The organism is Pseudomonas sp. LABIM340 (assembly GCF_040017195.2).
In the GTDB taxonomy this organism is placed as follows: Bacteria; Pseudomonadota; Gammaproteobacteria; order Pseudomonadales; family Pseudomonadaceae; genus Pseudomonas.
The window spans coordinates 6,460,569-6,478,678 of record NZ_CM200227.1 but is presented as its reverse complement, the minus strand read 5'-3'; the positions used below and the strand labels follow the sequence as shown (position 1 = coordinate 6,478,678).

General features: G+C 66.0%; 14 protein-coding genes. 12 read left to right on the top strand and 2 right to left on the bottom strand.

Going from position 1 to position 18,110, the window contains the following annotated elements:
- Positions 1 to 45 precede the first annotated feature (45 nt).
- The gene (locus ABKS89_RS29830) at positions 46 to 726 is read left to right on the top strand and encodes a hypothetical protein (protein ID WP_138213632.1); all 681 of its coding nucleotides are present in this window, start codon (positions 46 to 48) and stop codon (positions 724 to 726) included.
- Positions 727 to 832: 106 nt separating this feature from the next.
- Positions 833 to 1,876 (top strand): threonine aldolase family protein, encoded by a 1,044-nt coding sequence (locus ABKS89_RS29825; RefSeq protein ID WP_138213633.1) that lies wholly within the window; start codon positions 833 to 835, stop codon positions 1,874 to 1,876.
- A gap of 185 nt (positions 1,877 to 2,061) precedes the next feature.
- On the opposite strand, the gene ABKS89_RS29820 is transcribed toward ABKS89_RS29825, so the two are convergent.
- On the bottom strand, positions 2,062 to 2,379 hold the full coding sequence (locus ABKS89_RS29820; RefSeq protein WP_017521552.1) for a heavy metal-binding domain-containing protein: 318 nt from the start codon (positions 2,377 to 2,379) through the stop codon (positions 2,062 to 2,064).
- Between the two features lie 912 nt (positions 2,380 to 3,291).
- Here ABKS89_RS29820 and fusA point away from each other — a divergent pair.
- Positions 3,292 to 5,340: an elongation factor G gene (fusA, locus tag ABKS89_RS29815; protein WP_348590157.1), complete on the top strand. Its 2,049-nt coding sequence runs from the start codon at positions 3,292 to 3,294 to the stop codon at positions 5,338 to 5,340.
- 235 nt (positions 5,341 to 5,575) lie between these two features.
- Here the strand turns inward: fusA and gbcB are convergent, their stop codons facing one another.
- A complete protein-coding gene (gene gbcB / locus ABKS89_RS29810; RefSeq protein WP_348590158.1) occupies positions 5,576 to 6,679 on the bottom strand; it encodes a glycine betaine monooxygenase reductase subunit in 1,104 nt (367 codons plus the stop codon).
- Between the two features lie 429 nt (positions 6,680 to 7,108).
- Between gbcB and gbca the strand changes: the two genes are divergently transcribed.
- The 9 genes from gbca (at position 7,109) to ABKS89_RS29765 (ending at position 17,839) form a co-directional block, all read left to right on the top strand.
- Entirely contained in the window at positions 7,109 to 8,398 is a 1,290-nt protein-coding gene (gene gbca, locus ABKS89_RS29805) for a glycine betaine monooxygenase oxygenase subunit (protein WP_348590160.1), read from the top strand.
- A gap of 405 nt (positions 8,399 to 8,803) precedes the next feature.
- A complete protein-coding gene (locus ABKS89_RS29800) occupies positions 8,804 to 9,781 on the top strand; it encodes a dipeptidase (RefSeq protein ID WP_192294638.1) in 978 nt (325 codons plus the stop codon).
- A gap of 138 nt (positions 9,782 to 9,919) precedes the next feature.
- Positions 9,920 to 10,450: a 4-vinyl reductase gene (locus tag ABKS89_RS29795; protein ID WP_138213637.1), complete on the top strand. Its 531-nt coding sequence runs from the start codon at positions 9,920 to 9,922 to the stop codon at positions 10,448 to 10,450.
- A gap of 74 nt (positions 10,451 to 10,524) precedes the next feature.
- The gene (gene dgcA / locus ABKS89_RS29790) at positions 10,525 to 12,585 is read left to right on the top strand and encodes a dimethylglycine demethylation protein DgcA (protein ID WP_348590161.1); all 2,061 of its coding nucleotides are present in this window, start codon (positions 10,525 to 10,527) and stop codon (positions 12,583 to 12,585) included.
- 191 nt (positions 12,586 to 12,776) lie between these two features.
- Positions 12,777 to 14,744: a dimethylglycine demethylation protein DgcB gene (gene dgcB / locus ABKS89_RS29785; protein WP_348590162.1), complete on the top strand. Its 1,968-nt coding sequence runs from the start codon at positions 12,777 to 12,779 to the stop codon at positions 14,742 to 14,744.
- A 169-nt stretch (positions 14,745 to 14,913) separates the two neighbouring features.
- Entirely contained in the window at positions 14,914 to 16,146 is a 1,233-nt protein-coding gene (gene etfA / locus ABKS89_RS29780) for an electron transfer flavoprotein subunit alpha (RefSeq protein WP_348590163.1), read from the top strand.
- Between the two features lie 120 nt (positions 16,147 to 16,266).
- Positions 16,267 to 17,043, top strand: coding sequence for an electron transfer flavoprotein subunit beta (etfB, locus tag ABKS89_RS29775; protein WP_138213641.1), 777 nt, complete (start codon positions 16,267 to 16,269; stop codon positions 17,041 to 17,043).
- 272 nt (positions 17,044 to 17,315) lie between these two features.
- Complete coding sequence (locus ABKS89_RS29770; RefSeq protein ID WP_138213642.1) at positions 17,316 to 17,546, top strand: hypothetical protein; 231 nt, start codon at positions 17,316 to 17,318, stop codon at positions 17,544 to 17,546.
- Positions 17,543 to 17,839, top strand: coding sequence for a cell division protein ZapA (locus ABKS89_RS29765; RefSeq protein ID WP_081519136.1), 297 nt, complete (start codon positions 17,543 to 17,545; stop codon positions 17,837 to 17,839). Before ABKS89_RS29770 ends, ABKS89_RS29765 begins: the two co-directional genes overlap by 4 nt.
- The last annotated feature ends 271 nt before the right edge of the window (positions 17,840 to 18,110 follow it).

Below are 18,110 nucleotides of genomic sequence, written 5' to 3'. Positions count from 1 at the left end.
GGGCCAAGGGACTAAACTGCGCCCCTCACGAAATGCGAGGACGCCATGAACCGTTCCCTGACTCTGCTTTCCGCCCTGCTGCTCACCGCGACGCTGCAGGGCTGTGGTGACGACAGCAAACCTGCCAAGGCCGAAGCGCCCGAAGCCGCCAGCACGGCCGCCGCGGCCACTCCGGCCGGCGACAGCTGCACCGGCCATGTGCTGGAGAAGGCGCTGCCGCCGACCAAGGCCGTCTACGGCTATCCCTACCTGTCCCGCGAGTGCGGCTACGACGACGCCACCATCGTCTACGGCAAGGCCGACGGCAGCCAGCGCCTGGTCGTGACCCTCACCGACACCGGCCTGCCGGCGCCGGGCGCCGACCAGCAGGGCGAGGCCGCCAGGCAGTACCTGGCCGCCCAGGCCAAGCTGCGCGACACCACCGCCAAGAACGTCTCGCTGCTCAACCAGGCCCGCCAGGCCGCGCTGCAGAACGGCACCGCCGCACAGTTCGGCGGCGAGCAGTACCTGCCGCTGATCGACAGCACCCGCATGGGCGATCCGCTGGCCATCAGCGTGCCGGGCCCGGACGACAAGGCCGGCGAATCCAGCCTGACCGGCCTGATCAAGGGCCGCTACGTGCTCAACATGATCTCGCCGGACAAGCCCAACGGCGGCACTGCCCAGTCCCTGCGCGAGCTGTTCGTGCCGATCTCCGAGCAGATGGCGCTGACCAAGCTGCCCTGACCCCTCCCGCGGCCTCCCGTCAGCGGGAGGCCTGCGCCCTCCGGCGGCGAGCGACTATCCGTTGCTACGCTGCTGTCTGACGTACAACGTTTTCCGAGGCCGCACCATGACCGACAACACCCAACAGTTCGCCAGCGACAACTACTCCGGCATCTGCCCCGAAGCCTGGGCGGCCATGGCCGAAGCCAACCGCGGCCACGAACGCGCCTACGGCGACGACCAGTGGACCGCCCGCGCCTCCGACTATTTCCGCGAACTGTTCGAGACCGACTGCGAAGTGTTCTTCGCCTTCAACGGCACCGCAGCGAATTCGCTGGCCCTGGCATCCCTGTGCCAGAGCTACCACAGCGTGATCTGCGCCGAGACCGCCCACGTCGAGACCGACGAGTGCGGTGCGCCGGAGTTCTTCTCCAACGGCTCCAAGCTGCTGCTGGCGCGCACCGACGCCCAGGGCAAGCTGACTCCGGAGGCGATCCGCGAGATCGCCCTGAAGCGCCAGGACATCCACTACCCGAAGGCGCGCGTGGTCACCATCACCCAGGCCACCGAGGTCGGCACCGTCTACCGCCCGGACGAGCTGCAGGCGCTCAGCGCCACCTGCCGCGAACTGGGCCTGCACCTGCACATGGACGGCGCGCGTTTCTCCAACGCCTGCGCCTTCCTCGGCGCCACGCCGGCCGAGCTGACCTGGAAGGCCGGCGTCGAAGTGCTCTGCTTCGGCGGCACCAAGAACGGCATGGCGGTGGGCGAGGCCATCCTGTTCTTCAACCGCGAACTGGCCGAAGGCTTCGACTACCGCTGCAAGCAGGCCGGCCAGCTGGCCTCGAAGATGCGCTTCCTCGCCGCGCCCTGGGTCGGCGTGCTGCAGGATGACGCCTGGATGCATTACGCCAGCCACGCCAACCGCTGTGCACAACTGCTGGCCGAGCGCGTCGCCGATGTGCCGGGCGTGCAGCTGATGTTCCCGGTGGAAGCCAACGGCGTGTTCCTGCAGATGTCCGAACCCGCTCTGGAAGCCCTGCGTCAGCTGGGCTGGCGCTTCTACACCTTCATCGGCGCCGGCGGCGCGCGCTTCATGTGCTCGTGGGATACCGAGATCGCCCGCGTCGAGGAGCTGGCAGCGGACATCCGCAAGGTCATGGGCGCCTGAGCCTGAGTTGTCCCCAGGCGCTGGGGACGGTTGCTCGCGCAACCTGTCTCCAACCTGTGGATGAATGACTGCGGGCCACGTATGACAAGGCCTGCAGCCATTTGCTCAAACTTTGATCGCTACCTGTAGGAGCGGGCCATGCCCGCGATCGCGCGCATGGCGCGCTCCTACAGTTACCCCCGAGGTCAGATACGCACCGCCGTCCCGCTCACGCTGACCATCAGCATGCTGCCATTCTGCCCCACGACCTCGTAATCCAGGTCGATGCCGACCACGGCATTGGCGCCCAGCTCCTGCGCGCGCTCCTGCAGCTCCTCGAAGGCGATCTCCCGCGCCCTGCCCAGTTCCTTCTCGTAAGCACCGGAGCGGCCGCCGATGATGTCGCGCAGGCCGGCGAACAGGTCGCGGAACACGTTCGCGCCGAGGATCGCCTCGCCAACCACGATGCCGCGGTATTCCTGGATGGTCTTGCCCTCGATGGTGGGCGTGGTGGTCAGGATCATGGGGCTGACTCCTCTGCTGGGGGAAATCCAGCATAGCTCCGCACCCCACTGAAGGCCGCGCCGGCTGTGTTTCAGCATTTGGCGAAAATCCGGGGGCAACCTTGTGATAAAGCTGTGGATAAATTGGTGGAAAATGACAGCGGCGTGGCACTTTCATGAACAGCTGGAAATCACCGCAGGATTTCACCGGGGCCCCGTCACTCCTGGCTTTCAGGGGTGGATGAGGGAGATGTGGAGATCTCCACAGTCGCTGTGGAGGCATGCTTGTCCAACCTGTGGAAAAACTGTTGGGAGGTGGCTGCGGAGCCGATGGCGCGGGGCTTCCCTGAAGCTGGCTACTTTCTGATCAGTCGCGCTTTTTCAATCACTTGCGAGCCTGTGTATCGATTGCAGCGAGTTTCCTGTGCACGATCCTTCCACCGCTATCCCCGGTTTGTGTTGACCCACCTGTGCGCCTCCTGTGGAAAACACCGCCAGCGCCACTCCCTGCGGGGCTTCCAGAGGGTTGCTCAAAGATTGATCAGCGAAGGATGCAAGCGATTGATCCAAGGCGCCTTTTCCCCAGTGATGCGGGCTGCGTGAAACTTTCCACAGTGCCTGTGGGGCGAATCTCGCAGAAGGTGTGGACAACCTGTACCCAGATCGCTGCAGGCCACGCGCGGCGCGGTCCTGTCTGCTTAGTGCGTTTTTTGATCAATCGGCGAAAGTCGCGCCGTTACTGGCTTTCAGCGGATTTTCCGGCGGGTTTTCCACATTGGCTGTGCAGCGTTCTGCCGGGAACTTGTGGGCGGGTTGTGGATGAATCGTTGGAAGGCCCGTTGTGGAAGGCTTGCGCCGGGCTGATCAATATTTGTCCAGGGGCGCAGGGCCTGCTGCCTATACTTCACTCACCCTGGGGGCGGGAGATTCAGCATGTCCAGTTACTCGGTGGAACAGATCCGCACCGTGGCCCTGGTCGGCCACGGTGACAGCGGCAAGACGCTGCTTGCCGAAGCGTTGCTGCAGCACAGCGGCGCAATTCCCAGCATGGGCTCGCTGGAGCGCGGCGACACGCTGTGCGACTCCGACCCGCTGGAACGCGAATACCACCACTCGCTGGCCGCTGCCCTGGTGCACTTCGAGCATGAGGGCGCGCAAGTCCGGCTGATCGACACCCCCGGCTATCCCGATTTCATCGGCCATGCATTGCCGGCACTGGCAGCCGTGGAAACCGCGCTGGTGGTAGTCAATGCGCAGAACGGCATCGAGCTGAGCACCCGCCGCATGATGGACTGGGCCGGTGAGCGCGGGCTGTGTCGGATGCTGGTGGTGAACAAGATCGACGCCGAGCGCATCGACCTGCCGGGCCTGCTGGCGGGTTTGCGCGAATTGTTCGGCAAGGAGGTATTGCCCATCAACCTGCCTGCCGGGGGCGGAGCACGGGTTGTGGATTGTTTCTTCAATCCCGACGGTGAGGCGGATTTCTCCTCGGTGGCCGAGGCGCACCAGGCGCTGGTGGACCAGGTGGTGGAGGTCGACGAGGCGCTGATGGCGCATTACCTGGAGGAGGGCGAGGTGGCGCCCGAGGCGCTGCACGAACCCTTCGAGCGTGCCCTGCGCGAAGGCCACCTGATTCCGCTGTGCTTTGTCTCCGCCCGCACCGGCGCCGGAGTGCCGGAGCTGGCGAACATCCTCGCGCGCCTCGCGCCGAACCCCACCGAGGGCAACCCGCCGCTGTTCCTGCGCACCGACGACAAGGGCGCCGAGCACTCGGTGAAGGCCAGCCCCGATCCGGCCGCCCATGTGCTGGCCCATGTGTTCAAGGTGGTGATCGACCCCTTCGTCGGCCGCCTCGCGGTGTTCCGCGTGCATCAGGGCACGATCCGCCGGGAGATGCAGCTGTTCGCCGGCGACGGGCGCAAGCCGTTCAAGGTCGGCCATCTGTTGCGCCTGCAGGGAAAGAAGCACGAAGAGGCGCCGTGGCTGATTCCCGGTGACTTCGGCGCGCTGAGCAAGGTCGACGAACTGGAGTACGGCGTGGTGCTGCACGACTCCCACGACGAAGACCACATCCACCTCAAGCCGCTGGATTTCCCCACGCCCATGCAGGGCCTGGCCATCGAGGCGAGCCGCCGCGGCGACGAGCAGCGCCTGGCGGAAATCCTCCAGCGCCTGCAGGCCGAAGACCCCTGCGTGCGCCTGGACTACAACGCCTCCACCCAGGAAACCGTACTGCGCGGCATGGGTGAAATGCATCTGCGCTACCTGCTGGAGCGCATGGCCGGGCAGTACAAGGTAGAAGTGCAGACCCGCGCGCCCAGCGTGCCTTACCGCGAAACGGCGACCCGCAGCGCCGAAGGCCACAGCCGGCACAAGAAGCAGACCGGCGGGGCGGGGCAGTTCGGCGAAGTGTTCCTGCGCATAGAACCGCTGCCGCGTGGCGAGGGCTTCGCCTTCGTCGACGCGATCAAGGGCGGGGTAATTCCCGGCAACTTCATCCCCTCGGTGGAGAAGGGCGTGCGCTCGGCGCTGGCGGCCGGGCCGCTGGCCGGTTTCCCGGTGGAGGACGTGAAGGTCACGGTGTTCGACGGCAAGAGCCACTCGGTGGATTCCAAGGACATCGCCTTCCAGGCCGCCGGGCGCAAGGCCATGCTCGATGCGCTGCGCAATGCCGGCGGCATCGTGCTGGAGCCGGTGATGCAGATCGAGGTGACAACGCCGGATACCCACCTGGGCGACATCACCGCCGACCTCACCGGCCGCCGTGGCCAGGTGCTGGGCACCGAGTCGCTGTCGGCCTGCGTCGCGCTGGTGCGCGGGCAGGTGCCGCTGGCGGAGCTGGACGGCTACGCCAACCGGTTGAAATCCATCACCGCCGGCCAGGGCCTCTATAGCCTTTCTGCCAGTCATTACAGCGCCGTCCCGCAGGACGTGCAGCAACGTCTGTCCAGTGGCTACAAGGCGGTCCCGGAAGAAGACTGAGCGAATGTGGATATTCGTCGCAGCCGCTGCCCGCAAAGGCCCGTGGCTGGGCCTTTGCGCGTGCCTGTCCGGCGTGTCTGCGGGAAAGGCGAAAGCCACGTGGCATGCGGGTTGCAGACGGGATCGAGGCGGCCAGGCGGTTCGGCCAGAGGTGTCTCCGAGCTTGCCTCGGGACACCTTCAGCCTGTGGATAACTCAGTGGGTAACGTGTGGGGCAGGTGGGGGCAGGCTGTGATCAGTACTCGATCACCACGTCGCCCTTGGGCACGCTGCAGCAGGACAGGATGTAGCCTTCGGCGACGTCTTCGTCGGTGATCCCGCCGTTGTGCTCCATCTCCACCTCGCCCGAGCGCTTCATCACCTTGCAGGTGCCGCAGATACCCATGCCGCACGCCTTGGGGATGTGCAGGCCGAGCTGGGCGGCGGCGGCGTGGACGGTCTCGCCCGGCGCCACGCGGATGCTCCTGCCGGTCTCGCAGAATTCCACCAGGTTCTGCTCGGCCAGGGGCACGGCCGGCGCCTCGGCGGCTTCGGCGGCCAGCTCCTTCACGTCGGCGCGGACTTCCGGCGGGGTCGGGCCGAAGGCCTCCTCGTGGTAGCGCGACATGTCGTAGCCCTCGGCTTCGAGCAGCCGCTTGACCGCGTGCATGTAGGGCGTCGGGCCGCAGCAGAAGACCTCGCGTTCGAGGAAGTCCGGCGCCATCAACTGCAGCATCGCCTTGTTCAGGTAGCCCCGGTAGCCGGCCCAGGACTCGCCCATCTCGTACTTCTCGCAGACCAGGTACAGCTTGAAGTTGTTGATCCGCGAGTTCATGTGCTCCAGCTCGCGGTGGTAGATGATGTCCTTGGGCGTACGCGCGCTGTGCACGAAGACCATGTCGACGTTGCCGTTGGTGTCGAAGAACCAGCGCGACATCGACATCACCGGGGTGATGCCGACGCCGCCGGAGAGGAACAGCACCTTCTCGGCGGGGAAGTCGATGGCGTTGAAGTTGCCCACCGGCCCGTGCACCGGGATCTGGTCGCCTTCCTTGAGGTTGTCGTGCAGCCAGTTCGACACCTTGCCGCCGGGCACGCGCTTGATGGTGATGGAGAAGCTGTAGGGCACCGAGGGCGAGCTGGAGATGGTGTAGGAACGCATGATCGGCTGGCCGTCGATCTCCAGCTCCAGGGTGACGAACTGCCCCGGCTTGAAGAAGAACATGATCGGCGCGTCGGCCATGAAGCAGAAGGTGCGCACATCCCAGGTTTCCTGGATGGCTTTCACGCAGCGCACCAGGTGGCGCCCGTTGGCCCAGGTCTGGGTGTTCACCGGATTGAGGAAGTTGTTCGTCGACATGCTGTCTCTCCGCGCACGCGGGCCGTGCTGGGCCTGATGGGGCAGCGCCGGGGCCCGTTTGCCTACGTCGTTCGAGCGTAGAAAGCACGGGGCCTTTCGGCATGCCTGATGGGGCGGATTGTGTGCACGAGGATGGCCGCTGCATTTACCTGCCAGCGACATTTGCATGCTTATCGCGACCTGCCGCCTGGGACGTGCCGTTGCGCGTCGGGAAATGATCTGGCCGTGTCGCCCATGGATAAGGGTAATCCCGGGGTGCGGCCCCACACTCAGCTCCATGCCGAGCAACTCCCAAGGTTGAGCGAGACGGCGGGAAACGGCGCACTCGGCGCGCCTGGCACCTGCCGCAAACAAGCCCTGCGTGGCAAACCGTATCAGCCACTTATTTCCGCCGGCAGCCCGACCGGGCTGCGGCATGAGGACCGAGCAATGGACGTCACCACTACCCTGAGTCTGGGCGACCCGCTGGAACCGGCCCGCAAGGCCACCGCCGAGATGCTGCGCAGCCGCGACCACAGCTTCTCGCTGCCGCAGCCCTTCTACAACGACGAGCGCCTGTTCCAGTTGGACATGCAGGAGATCTTCCACAAGGAGTGGCTGATTGCTGGCATGACCTGCGAGATCCCCGCCAAGGGCAACTTCCTCACCCTGCAGATCGGCGACAACCCGGTGATCGTCCTGCGCGGTGCCGAGGGCAGGATCCACGCCTTCCACAACGTCTGCCGCCACCGTGGCTCGCGCCTGTGCGTCAGCGACAAGGGCAAGGTCGCCAAGCTGGTCTGCCCCTACCACCAGTGGACCTACGAGCTGGACGGCCGCCTGCTGTTCGCCGGCACCGAGATGGGCGCCGACTTCGACATGAAGGACTACAGCCTCAAGCCGGTGAACGTGAAGACTGCCGGCGGCTACATCTTCATCTCGCTGTCGGAGAACCCGCCGGCCATTGATGACTTCCTGCGTACGCTCGAGCACTACATGGAGCCGTACGACATGGAGAACACCAAGGTTGCGGTGCAGACCACGCTGATGGAAAAGGCCAACTGGAAGCTGGTGCTGGAAAACAACCGCGAGTGCTACCACTGCAACGGCTCGCACCCGGAGCTGCTGAACACCCTGCTGGAGTGGGACGACGTCACTGACCCGCGCGCCAGCCAGGCGTTCAAGGACCAGGTGGCCGCCTGCACCACCGCCTGGGAAGCTGAGAAGATTCCCTATGCCCACGAAAGCTTCGGCCTGCGCAACCGCATCGTGCGCATGCCGCTGCTGCAGGGCACCGTGTCCATGACCATGGACGGCAAGCAGGGCAGCAAGAAGCTCATGGGCCGCATCCAGAACCCGGACCTGGGTTCGATGCGCATCCTGCACCTGCCGCACTCGTGGAACCACTGCATGGGCGACCACCTGATCGTCTTCACTGTGTGGCCGATCAGCGCGCAGCAGACCATGGTCACCACCAAGTGGCTGGTGCACAAGGATGCGGTGGAAGGCGTCGACTACGACGTGGCGCGCCTGCGCGAAGTCTGGGACGCCACCAACGACCAGGACCGTCGCCTGGCCGAAGAGAACCAGCGCGGCATCAACTCCACTGCCTACCAGCCGGGGCCGTACTCCAAGACCTACGAGTTCGGCGTGATCAACTTCCTCGACTGGTACAGCGAGCGCCTGCTGAACAACCTGGGCGAGGAATCCGCCCACGCCCGCCTGGTCGCCGAGAAGTAAGCCCCAGCCACCCAGCGCCCCCGTCTTCCGGGGGCGTTGTCGTTAAGGAGGAAGCCACGTGGATGCCATGCTCTTCTACAGCAGCTCCGCTTTCGTCACCGGCCTGGTGGCGTGGAACCTCTTTGCCTGCTGGCGCAAGCGCTGACGCTTGCCGCGTGGCTCGCTCCTACAGATACCGTCCAGCCGCGCCAATCCTCGCTTCCAGCCCCCACATTCCCCAGCACGACGCAAACGCTGTCGCCCATGTCGCCGGCTTGACGCTTTCGGTATGACCCTGGTCGTTTTCGAACCGGGTCGCCTCGGGGTGCAGGGATATCCTGCCTGCAAAGCGTCGGGGAAAAACCCGCCGCGCCAAGCCTGACAAGCCTTGCCTGACCAGCCGGCCCTGATAAGAGAGACGCCAAGATGAGCCCAGCCGAACTTCACGCCGACAGCATCGTCATCGATGGCCTGATCATCGCCAAATGGAACCGCGAGCTGTTCGAGGACATGCGCAAGGGCGGCCTGACCGCCGCCAACTGCACCGTGTCGGTGTGGGAAGGATTCCAGGCGACGGTGAACAACATCGTCTCCAGCAGCAAGCTGATCCGCGACAACAGCGACCTGGTGCTGCAGGTGCGCTCCACCGCCGACATCCGCAAGGCCAAGGAGCAGGGCAAGACCGGCATCCTCTTCGGTTTCCAGAATGCCCATGCGTTCGAGGACCAGCTGGGCTACGTCGAGGTGTTCAAGCAGCTGGGCGTGGGCATCGTGCAGATGTGCTACAACACCCAGAACCTGGTCGGCACCGGCTGCTACGAGCGCGACGGCGGCCTCTCCGGCTTCGGCCGCGAGATCGTCGCGGAGATGAACCGCGTCGGCATCATGTGCGACCTGTCCCACGTCGGCTCCAAGACCTCCGAGGAAGTCATCCTCGAGTCGAAGAAGCCCGTCACCTACTCCCACTGCCTGCCGTCCGGCCTCAAAGAACACCCGCGCAACAAATCCGACGCCGAGCTGAAGTTCATCGCCGACCACGGCGGCTTCGTCGGCGTGACCATGTTCGCGCCCTTCCTCGCCAAGGGCATCGACTCGACCATCGACGACTACGCCGAAGCCATCGAGTACGTGATGAACATCGTCGGCGAGGACGCCATCGGCATCGGCACCGACTTCACCCAGGGCCACGGCCAGGACTTCTTCGAGTGGCTGACCCACGACAAGGGTTACGCCCGCCGCCTCACCAACTTCGGGAAGATCGTCAACCCGCTGGGCATCCGCACTGTGGGCGAATTCCCCAACCTCACCGAAACCCTGCTCAAGCGCGGCATGCCCGAGCGCGTGGTGCGCAAGGTCATGGGCGAGAACTGGGTGCGCATCCTCGGCGAAGTCTGGGGCGAGTAATCCGCTTTTCCCCCTCTCCCTCAGGAGCGGGGCGCGCAGCTAGGGCCGGGGTGAGGGCTGTCGCGCTCACCCGTAGAACCCCTCACCCCAACCCTCTCCCCAAGGGAGAGGGAGCCAAAAGAATTGGAGCGAAACCTCATGGCCAAACACGCCCCCGAACTGCCCATCGAAGTCGACAGCGAAACCGGCGTCTGGACCTCCGACGCCCTGCCGATGCTCTACGTACCGCGGCACTTCTTCGTCAACAACCATATGGGCATCGAGGAAGAGCTGGGCGCCGAGCGCTATGCCGAAATCCTCTACAAGGCCGGCTACAAGTCCGCCTGGCACTGGTGCGAGAAGGAAGCCGAGTGCCACGGCCTGGTCGGCGTGGAAGTCTTCGAGCACTACATGAAGCGCCTGTCCCAGCGCGGCTGGGGCCTGTTCCAGATCGAGCAGATCGATCTCGACAAGGGCACCGCCCAGGTACGCCTGAAGCATTCAGCCTTCGTGTACGTCTACGGCAAGGTCAACCGCAAGGTCGACTACATGTTCACCGGTTGGTTCGCCGGCGCCATGGACCAGATTCTCCAGGCACGCGGCAGCGACCTGCGCACCGTGGCCGAGCAGGTCTACAGCGGCGCCGAGGAAGGCCACGACGACGGCCTGTTCGTCGTCAAACCTCTCTGATCCACGACTTCGGTACCGGCGGCCCGCGGGCCGCCACCACAACAAGAAACCTCTGATCCCGTGAGGATGCCGCAATGGCTTTCGAGGCAATGTTCCAGCCGATCCAGATCGGCAAGCTGACCATCCGCAACCGCGTGCTCTCCACCGCCCACGCCGAGGTCTACGCCACCGATGGCGGCATGACCACCGAGCGCTACGTGAAGTATTACGAGGAGAAGGCCAAGGGCGGCATCGGCTTGGCCATCTGCGGCGGTTCCTCCGTGGTCGCCATCGACAGCCCGCAGGAATGGTGGAGCTCGGTGAACCTCTCCACCGACCGCATCATCCCGCACTTCCAGAACCTGGCCGACGCCATGCACAAGCATGGGGCCAAGATCATGATCCAGATTACCCACATGGGCCGCCGCTCGCGCTGGGACGGCTTCAACTGGCCGACCCTGATGTCGCCCTCGGGCATCCGCGAACCGGTGCACCGCGCCACCTGCAAGACCATTGAGCCGGAAGAGATCTGGCGGGTGATCGGCAACTACGCCCAGGCGGCACGCCGGGCGAAGGAAGGCGGCCTGGATGGCGTCGAGCTGTCCGCCGTGCACCAGCACATGATCGACCAGTTCTGGAGCCCGCGCGTCAACAAGCGGACCGACGAGTGGGGCGGCACCTTCGAAGGCCGCATGAAGTTCGGCCTGGAAGTGCTCAAGGCGGTGCGCCAGGAAGTCGGCGACGACTTCTGCGTCGGCATGCGCATCTGCGGCGACGAGTTCCACCCGGACGGCCTCACCCACGACGACATGAAGCAGATCGCCAAGTACTACAGCGACACCGGCATGATCGACTTCATCGGCGTGGTCGGCTCGGGCTGCGACACCCACAACACCCTGGCCAACGTCATCCCGAACATGACCTACCCGCCGGAGCCCTTCCTGCACCTGGCCGCCGGGATCAAGGAGGTGGTCAACGTGCCGGTGCTGCACGCGCAGAACATCAAGGACCCGAACCAGGCCACGCGCATCCTCGAAGGCGGCTACGTGGACATGGTCGGCATGACCCGCGCGCACATCGCCGACCCGCACCTGATCGCCAAGATCAAGATGGGCCAGATCGACCAGATCAAGCAGTGCGTTGGCGCCAACTACTGCATCGACCGCCAGTACCAGGGCCTGGACGTGCTGTGCATCCAGAACGCCGCCACCTCCCGTGAATACATGGGTGTGCCGCACATCATCGAGAAGACCACCGGCGTAAAACGCAAGGTAGTGGTCGTCGGTGGCGGCCCGGCCGGCATGGAAGCGGCGCGCGTCGCTGCCGAGCGTGGTCACGACGTCACCCTGTTCGAAAAGAAGGAGCAACTGGGCGGGCAGATCACCACGGCCTCGAAAGCCCCGCAGCGCGACCAGATCGCCGGCATCACCCGCTGGTACCAGCTGGAGCTGGCGCGGCTGAACGTCGACCTGCGCCTGGGCACCGGCGCGGACGCCGACACCATCCTGGACCTGCGCCCCGACGTGGTGGTGCTGGCCAACGGCGGCCACCCGTTCCTCGAGCAGAACGAACACTGGGGCGCCGCCGACGGGCTGGTGGTCAGCAGCTGGGACGTGCTCGACGGCAAGGTAGCGCCGGGCAAGAACGTGCTGGTCTACGACACCATCTGCGAATTCAGCGGCATGTCGGTGGCGGACTTCCTCGCCGACAAGGGCGCCCAGGTCGAGATCGTCACCGACGACATCAAGCCGGGCGTGGCCATCGGCGGCACCACCTTCCCGACCTACTACCGCAGCATGTACCCCAAGGAAGTGATCATGACCGGCGACCTGATGCTGGAGAAGGTCTACCGCGAGGGCGACAAGCTGGTGGCGGTGCTGGAGAACGAATACACCGGCGCGAAAGAGGAGCGGGTGGTCGACCAGGTCGTCGTGGAGAACGGCGTGCGCCCGGACGAGAGCCTGTACTACGTGCTCAAGCAGGGCTCGCGCAACAAGGGCCAGATCGACGTCGAGGCGCTGTTCGCGATCAAGCCGCAGCCGTGCCTTTCCGAGCCGGGTGATGGCTACCTGCTGTTCCGCATCGGCGACTGCGTGGCCCAGCGCAATACCCACGCCGCGATCTATGACGCGCTGCGTCTGTGCAAGGACTTCTGATTCAGGCCCGCTAAGGATCTCCGGCTGGCTCGGATAGCTCCCTCTCCCGCTTGCGGGAGAGGGCGGGGGGAGAGGGTGTTTCAGGCCATGCCCAGTGCCGGCTCGAACACCCTCTCCCTAACCCTCTCCCTGAAGGGAGAGGGGACTGGTCCGGAGTCCCCATTTCGGTCCCTGCGAGGAGACCCATAACAATGCTCAACATCATCCTCCCCATCCTGCTCTTCAGCGCCCTCGGCCTCGCGGTGCTGGGCGCTGTGAAGCGCTTTTCGATGTGGCGCCGCGGCCGGCCCGCCCAGGTCGACTGGATCGGCGGCCTGCTGAAGATGCCACGCCGCTACCTGGTGGACCTGCACCACGTGGTCGAGCGCGACAAGTACATGTCGAAGACCCACGTGGCCACTGCCGGCGGCTTCGTCGCCGCCGCGCTGCTGGCCATCCTCGTGCACGGTTTCGGCCTGCACAGCCGTATCCTCGGCTTCGCCCTGCTGGCTGCCACCGCGCTGATGTTCTGCGGCGCGCTGTTCGTCGCCAAGCGCCGCCTCGACCCGCCGTCGCGGCTGTCGAAAGGCCCTTGGATGCGCCTGCCGAAAAGCCTGCTGATGTTCTCGGCGAGCTTCTTCATCGCCACCCTGCCGGTGGCGGGCATTCTTCCGGAGGGTTTCGGCGGCTGGTTCCTCGCGGCCATCCTCGCCGTCGGCGTGGCCTGGGGCGTGTCCGAGCTGTTCTTCGGCATGACCTGGGGCGGCCCGATGAAGCACGCCTTCGCTGGCGCCCTGCACCTGGCCTGGCACCGCCGCGCCGAGCGCTTCGGTGGCGGCCGCTCCACCGGCCTGAGGCCGCTGGACCTGCAAGACCCCATGGCGCCGCTGGGCGTCGAGAAGCCCACCGATTTCACCTGGAACCAGCTGCTCGGCTTCGACGCCTGCGTGCAGTGCGGCAAGTGCGAGGCCATGTGCCCGGCCTTTGCCGCCGGCCAGCCGCTGAACCCGAAGAAGCTCATCCAGGACATGGTCATCGGCCTGGCGGGCGGCAGTGATGCCAACTTCGCCGGCAGCCCTTATCCCGGCAAGCCGCTGGGCGAACACAGCGGCGGCCCGCACCAGCCGATCGTCGCGCTGGACGGCAAGGCGCTGGTGGATGCCGAGACCCTCTGGTCCTGCACCACCTGCCGCGCCTGCGTCGAGGAGTGCCCGATGATGATCGAGCACGTCGACGCCATCGTCGACATGCGCCGCCACCTCACCCTGGAAAAGGGCGCGACCCCGAACAAGGGCGCCGAGGTGCTGGAAAATCTCATCGCCACCGACAACCCCGGCGGCTTCGCCCCCGGTGGCCGGCTGAACTGGGCGGCGGACCTGAACCTGCCGTTGCTGGCCGACAAGCAAGAGGCCGACGTGCTGTTCTGGGTCGGTGATGGCGCCTTCGACATGCGCAGCCAGCGCACCCTGCGGTCCTTCGTGAAGATCCTCAAGGCCGCCAACGTGGACTTCGCCGTGCTCGGCCTGGAAGAACGCGACAGCGGCGACGTGGCCCGCCGCCTGGGTGACGAGGCCACCTTCCAGACCCTGGCCAGGCGCAACATCGCCACCCTGGCCAAGTACCGTTTCAAGCGCATCGTCAGCTGCGACCCGCACAGTTTCCACGTGCTGAAGAACGAGTACGGCGCGCTGGGCGGCGACTACCAGGTGCTGCACCACACCACCTTCATCGACGAGCTGGTACGCAAGGGCGCGCTGAACCTCGGCCAGAGCAAGGCCGCCAGCGTGACCTACCACGACCCGTGCTACCTCGGCCGCTACAACGGCGAGTACGAAGCCCCGCGCGCTGTGCTCAAGGCCATCGGCATCGAGGTCAGGGAGATGGAACGCTCCGGCTTCCGCTCGCGTTGCTGCGGCGGCGGCGGCGGCGCGCCGATCACCGACATCCCCGGCAAGCAGCGGATTCCCGACATGCGCATGGCCGACATCAAGGAGACCGGCGCCGAGTTGGTGGCCGTGGGCTGCCCGCAATGCACCGCGATGCTAGAAGGCGTGGTCGCGCCGCGCCCGGAGATCAAGGACATCGCCGAACTGGTTGCCGAGGTCCTCATCGAGGCCACCGAGGTGCCGGCAAAAAAGCCCTCGCTGGCGCGCCGTGAAGAAACGGCGGAGGTGCACTGATGACAATCCTCCTTCAGCCCACAGCCCCTCACCCCAACCCTCTCCCAAAGGGAGAGGGGGCAGGCCGTGCCAACCTGGAAACGCGACTCTCCCTGCTCGCCCGGACGACTCCCTCTCCTTGGGGAGAGGGCTGGGGTGAGGGGACAACCGCCCGCACGGAGTCACAATCATGAGCGACATCATCCGCCGCGACCCGCGCGCCGAGTGGATCGCCCGCAACCGCCTGCACCCGCTGCACGCGGCCATGCAATCGGCCCAGGGCGGCGAGAGCCGCTGGATGGGCCCCGGCGGCGTGGTGCGCAAGAATCCCCATGCGGTCGGTTTCATCGGCCCCAATGGCGTCAAACGCATCGACCGCTCCGGTGGTCAGCAGGGCACCGGCGGCAAGCGCAGCAGCGCGCCGGAAGTGGTGCAGCTGCCGCTGGTGATTATCGAACAACCGGCGTTCCTGATTGCCGTGGTGCCGGACATGGTCGGCGGTCGTCTATCCAGCCACGACCGCGATCTGCTGGGCCTGGCTCGCAAGCTCGCCGGCAGCGACGGCGCGGTGCTCGCCGTGGTGTTCGGTGAGCACAAGGAAAACGCCTTCGATACCGCCGGCGTCGACCGCCTGCTGCAGATCGAAGGCAACGAGTACGACGGCTACGCCCCGGAACAACGGGTGCTGGCTCTGCGCTCCGCGAACAGCCAGTTCGCCCCGCGCCACTGGTTGCTGCCCGACAGCCGCAGCGGTGGCGGCGAATTGGGCCGCCGCTTGGCCGCGAGCCTGGGCGAACGCCCGGCGACCCGCGTCTGGCAGGCCGAAGGCGAACGTTGTGTCGGCCGCGCCGGCGCCGGTCAGCAGGACCTGCACCGCGAGCTGCCACGTCTGATCCTGGCCGCTGCCGAGTGTGCCGAGCCGGTCAGCGAGACCCGCCACGAAGCCCGAGCGGTGGAACTGGACTCCAGCGTCGCGCGCAACATCCCGCGTATCGAAGACCTCGGTCCGGTGGCCGTGGACCCGGCGCAGATCCCCATGGCCGAGGCGGAGTTCATCCTCTCCGGCGGCAACGGCGTGAAGGACTGGGACCTGTTCCACCGCGCCGCTATCGCTCTCGGCGCCACCGAGGGGGCATCCCGCGTGGCGGTGGACGACGGCCACATGCCGCGCGCCCGCCAGGTCGGCGCCACCGGCACCTGGGTGACTGCGCGGGTCTATCTTGCCGTCGGCATTTCCGGGGCGATCCAGCACCTGCAGGGCATCGGCTCCTGCGACAAGGTGGTGGCGATCAACATGGACCCGGGCTGCGACATGATCAAGCGCGCCGACCTCTCGGTGATCGGCGATTCCACGGCGATCCTCAAGGCGCTGATGGCCCTGGCTGAGGCCCATCGCAATGGAGCGGCGCGCGATGCGGCCTGAGGCGTTCTCTCCGACTGTAGGGCGCATAAAGCCGAAGGCTTTATCCGCCGCCGTAGCCACATCGGCGGATAACGCTGCGCGTTATTCGCCCTACGCCAGCTTGCAAGCCCGAGGTGGCTTATGAACGACCTGAACATCGTCGCCCTGGTGTCCATCGGCGCCCACCCGGCCTCCGGCCGCGCGCGCCGCGCCGACCAGGATGCCCGCGCGGTGGAGCTGGGCATGAGCCTCGCCGGCAAGCGCCTGCGCGTGGTGCATGCCGGCGACGCCGGGGAAGAAGCGCTGCGCGGCTACCTCGGCATGGGCCTGGACGAGCTGGCGGTGCTGGAGCAGCCCGCAGGCGCCGACGCCCTGCCGGCGCTGGCGGCTTACCTCGGCGACAGCGATGCGCAACTGGTACTCACCGGTACCCAGGCGGAAACCGGTGAAGGCTCCGGCATGCTGCCGTTCCTGCTGGCCGAGCGGCTGGGCTGGCCGCTGGTGGTCGGCCTGGCGGAAGTGGAGAAGGTCGAAGGCGGCAGCGCCCAGGTGCTACAGGCCTTGCCCCGTGGCCAGCGCCGCCGGCTGAAGGTGCGCCTGCCCTTCGTCGCCAGCGTCGACAATGCCGCCCCGGTGGCTCGCCAGAGTGCCTTCGGCCCGGCCCGCCGCGGCTACCTGGAAGCCCACGAGGTGGAAGTGCTGGACGACCCGCTGCTCGCCGAAGGCAACCTGCAACCGGCGCGCCCGCGTCCCAAGCGCCTGAAGGTGATCAAGGCGAAGACCGGCGCCGAGCGCATGAAGGCCGCCACCGCCAAGGCTTCCGGCGGCACCGGGCAGGTGCTCAAGGACGTCACGGCCGAAGCGGGCGCCGAGGCGATCTTCAAGCTGCTGCGCGAAGAGGGTGTGATCCGCGTCTGACACCGCGCTCCCTGTAGGAGCGGGCCATGCCCGCGATCGCGCCCATGGGGCGCTCCTACAGATTGATTCCGATGTCCGGCGGCGAACCCTGACATCGATTTCCCGGTCGAAATCACGCTGGCGGCCGGAAATCATTGAAATGACACGAGAATTATCTCGTAAGCTATTGAATTGACAGTATACGGCTTGTCAGAAGATTCCCGTTTCTGCTGGCCCCGCCGCGCCCCTTTCTTTATCCTCCGCACCCTTTGAAAGGCTTTGCGGAGGCTCCCATGCTCGATTCCACCCTCGAACAACTTGAACAGCTGGTCGCCGAACTGCTGCAGCAGAACGAAGTGCTGGTGCAGGACAACGCCGCTGTGCGTGAAGAGCTGCTCAAGGCCCGTGAGGAAAACGACAGCCTGCAGCTGTCCCTGATGGAGCAGGAAGAGAAGCACAACGCCACGGCCACCCGCCTGCAGGCGCTGATCCGCCGCGTCAGCGACAGCCGCGCCCACGCATGAGTGGCGACGGCGTCCGCGTCCTGCGCATCCTCGGACGCGAATACAGCGTCCGGGCGCCGGCCGGTGAAGAGCGCCGGCTGCAGGACGCGGCCGCGCTGTTGCAGGCGGAAATCACCGCCAGCAAGAAGAAATTCCCCTACGTCACCAGCAATGAGCTGATGGTGCTTTCCGCGCTCAACCTCTGTGCCCGCCAGCTCGGTGCGCAGGACGGGGAGTGCGACGAGGCGGACGCCGTGGAGCGTATCGCCGCCCTCAACCGCCGGATTCTCGATCACCTGCAACGGCAGGACTGATCCCGCGCGTCTCTTTTGTACATGCAGGGCATCGCGGACAACGTTCGCGGTGCACTTTGTCGTACCCGAATCGCAGGCAAAAAAAGGGGACACCGGGGTAAGCGGTGTCCCTTCTAAAGGAGAGTGGGCCAAAAGGCCCCTCAACCGGTGAGACGTGGCGCTTCGGACAAGTCCGCCGCGCCGGGCATAAAAGAAGGGAGTGGGGGTAACCAATCCCTGAAAGGTGAGGAAGGAGTACTCCCCCTCAACCGGTGAGACGTGCCCGGCTCGC

Bases quoted from the DNA above. Each gene is read 5' to 3' on its own strand.
- ABKS89_RS29830 (WP_138213632.1), top strand. From the start codon at position 46: ATGAACCGTTCCCTGACTCTGCTTTCCGCCCTGCTGCTCACCGCGACG.
- ABKS89_RS29825 (WP_138213633.1), top strand. From the start codon at position 833: ATGACCGACAACACCCAACAGTTCGCCAGCGACAACTACTCCGGCATC.
- ABKS89_RS29820 (WP_017521552.1), bottom strand. From the start codon at position 2,379: ATGATCCTGACCACCACGCCCACCATCGAGGGCAAGACCATCCAGGAA.
- fusA (WP_348590157.1), top strand. From the start codon at position 3,292: ATGTCCAGTTACTCGGTGGAACAGATCCGCACCGTGGCCCTGGTCGGC.
- gbcB (WP_348590158.1), bottom strand. From the start codon at position 6,679: ATGTCGACGAACAACTTCCTCAATCCGGTGAACACCCAGACCTGGGCC.
- gbca (WP_348590160.1), top strand. From the start codon at position 7,109: ATGGACGTCACCACTACCCTGAGTCTGGGCGACCCGCTGGAACCGGCC.
- ABKS89_RS29800 (WP_192294638.1), top strand. From the start codon at position 8,804: ATGAGCCCAGCCGAACTTCACGCCGACAGCATCGTCATCGATGGCCTG.
- ABKS89_RS29795 (WP_138213637.1), top strand. From the start codon at position 9,920: ATGGCCAAACACGCCCCCGAACTGCCCATCGAAGTCGACAGCGAAACC.
- dgcA (WP_348590161.1), top strand. From the start codon at position 10,525: ATGGCTTTCGAGGCAATGTTCCAGCCGATCCAGATCGGCAAGCTGACC.
- dgcB (WP_348590162.1), top strand. From the start codon at position 12,777: ATGCTCAACATCATCCTCCCCATCCTGCTCTTCAGCGCCCTCGGCCTC.
- etfA (WP_348590163.1), top strand. From the start codon at position 14,914: ATGAGCGACATCATCCGCCGCGACCCGCGCGCCGAGTGGATCGCCCGC.
- etfB (WP_138213641.1), top strand. From the start codon at position 16,267: ATGAACGACCTGAACATCGTCGCCCTGGTGTCCATCGGCGCCCACCCG.
- ABKS89_RS29770 (WP_138213642.1), top strand. From the start codon at position 17,316: ATGCTCGATTCCACCCTCGAACAACTTGAACAGCTGGTCGCCGAACTG.
- ABKS89_RS29765 (WP_081519136.1), top strand. From the start codon at position 17,543: ATGAGTGGCGACGGCGTCCGCGTCCTGCGCATCCTCGGACGCGAATAC.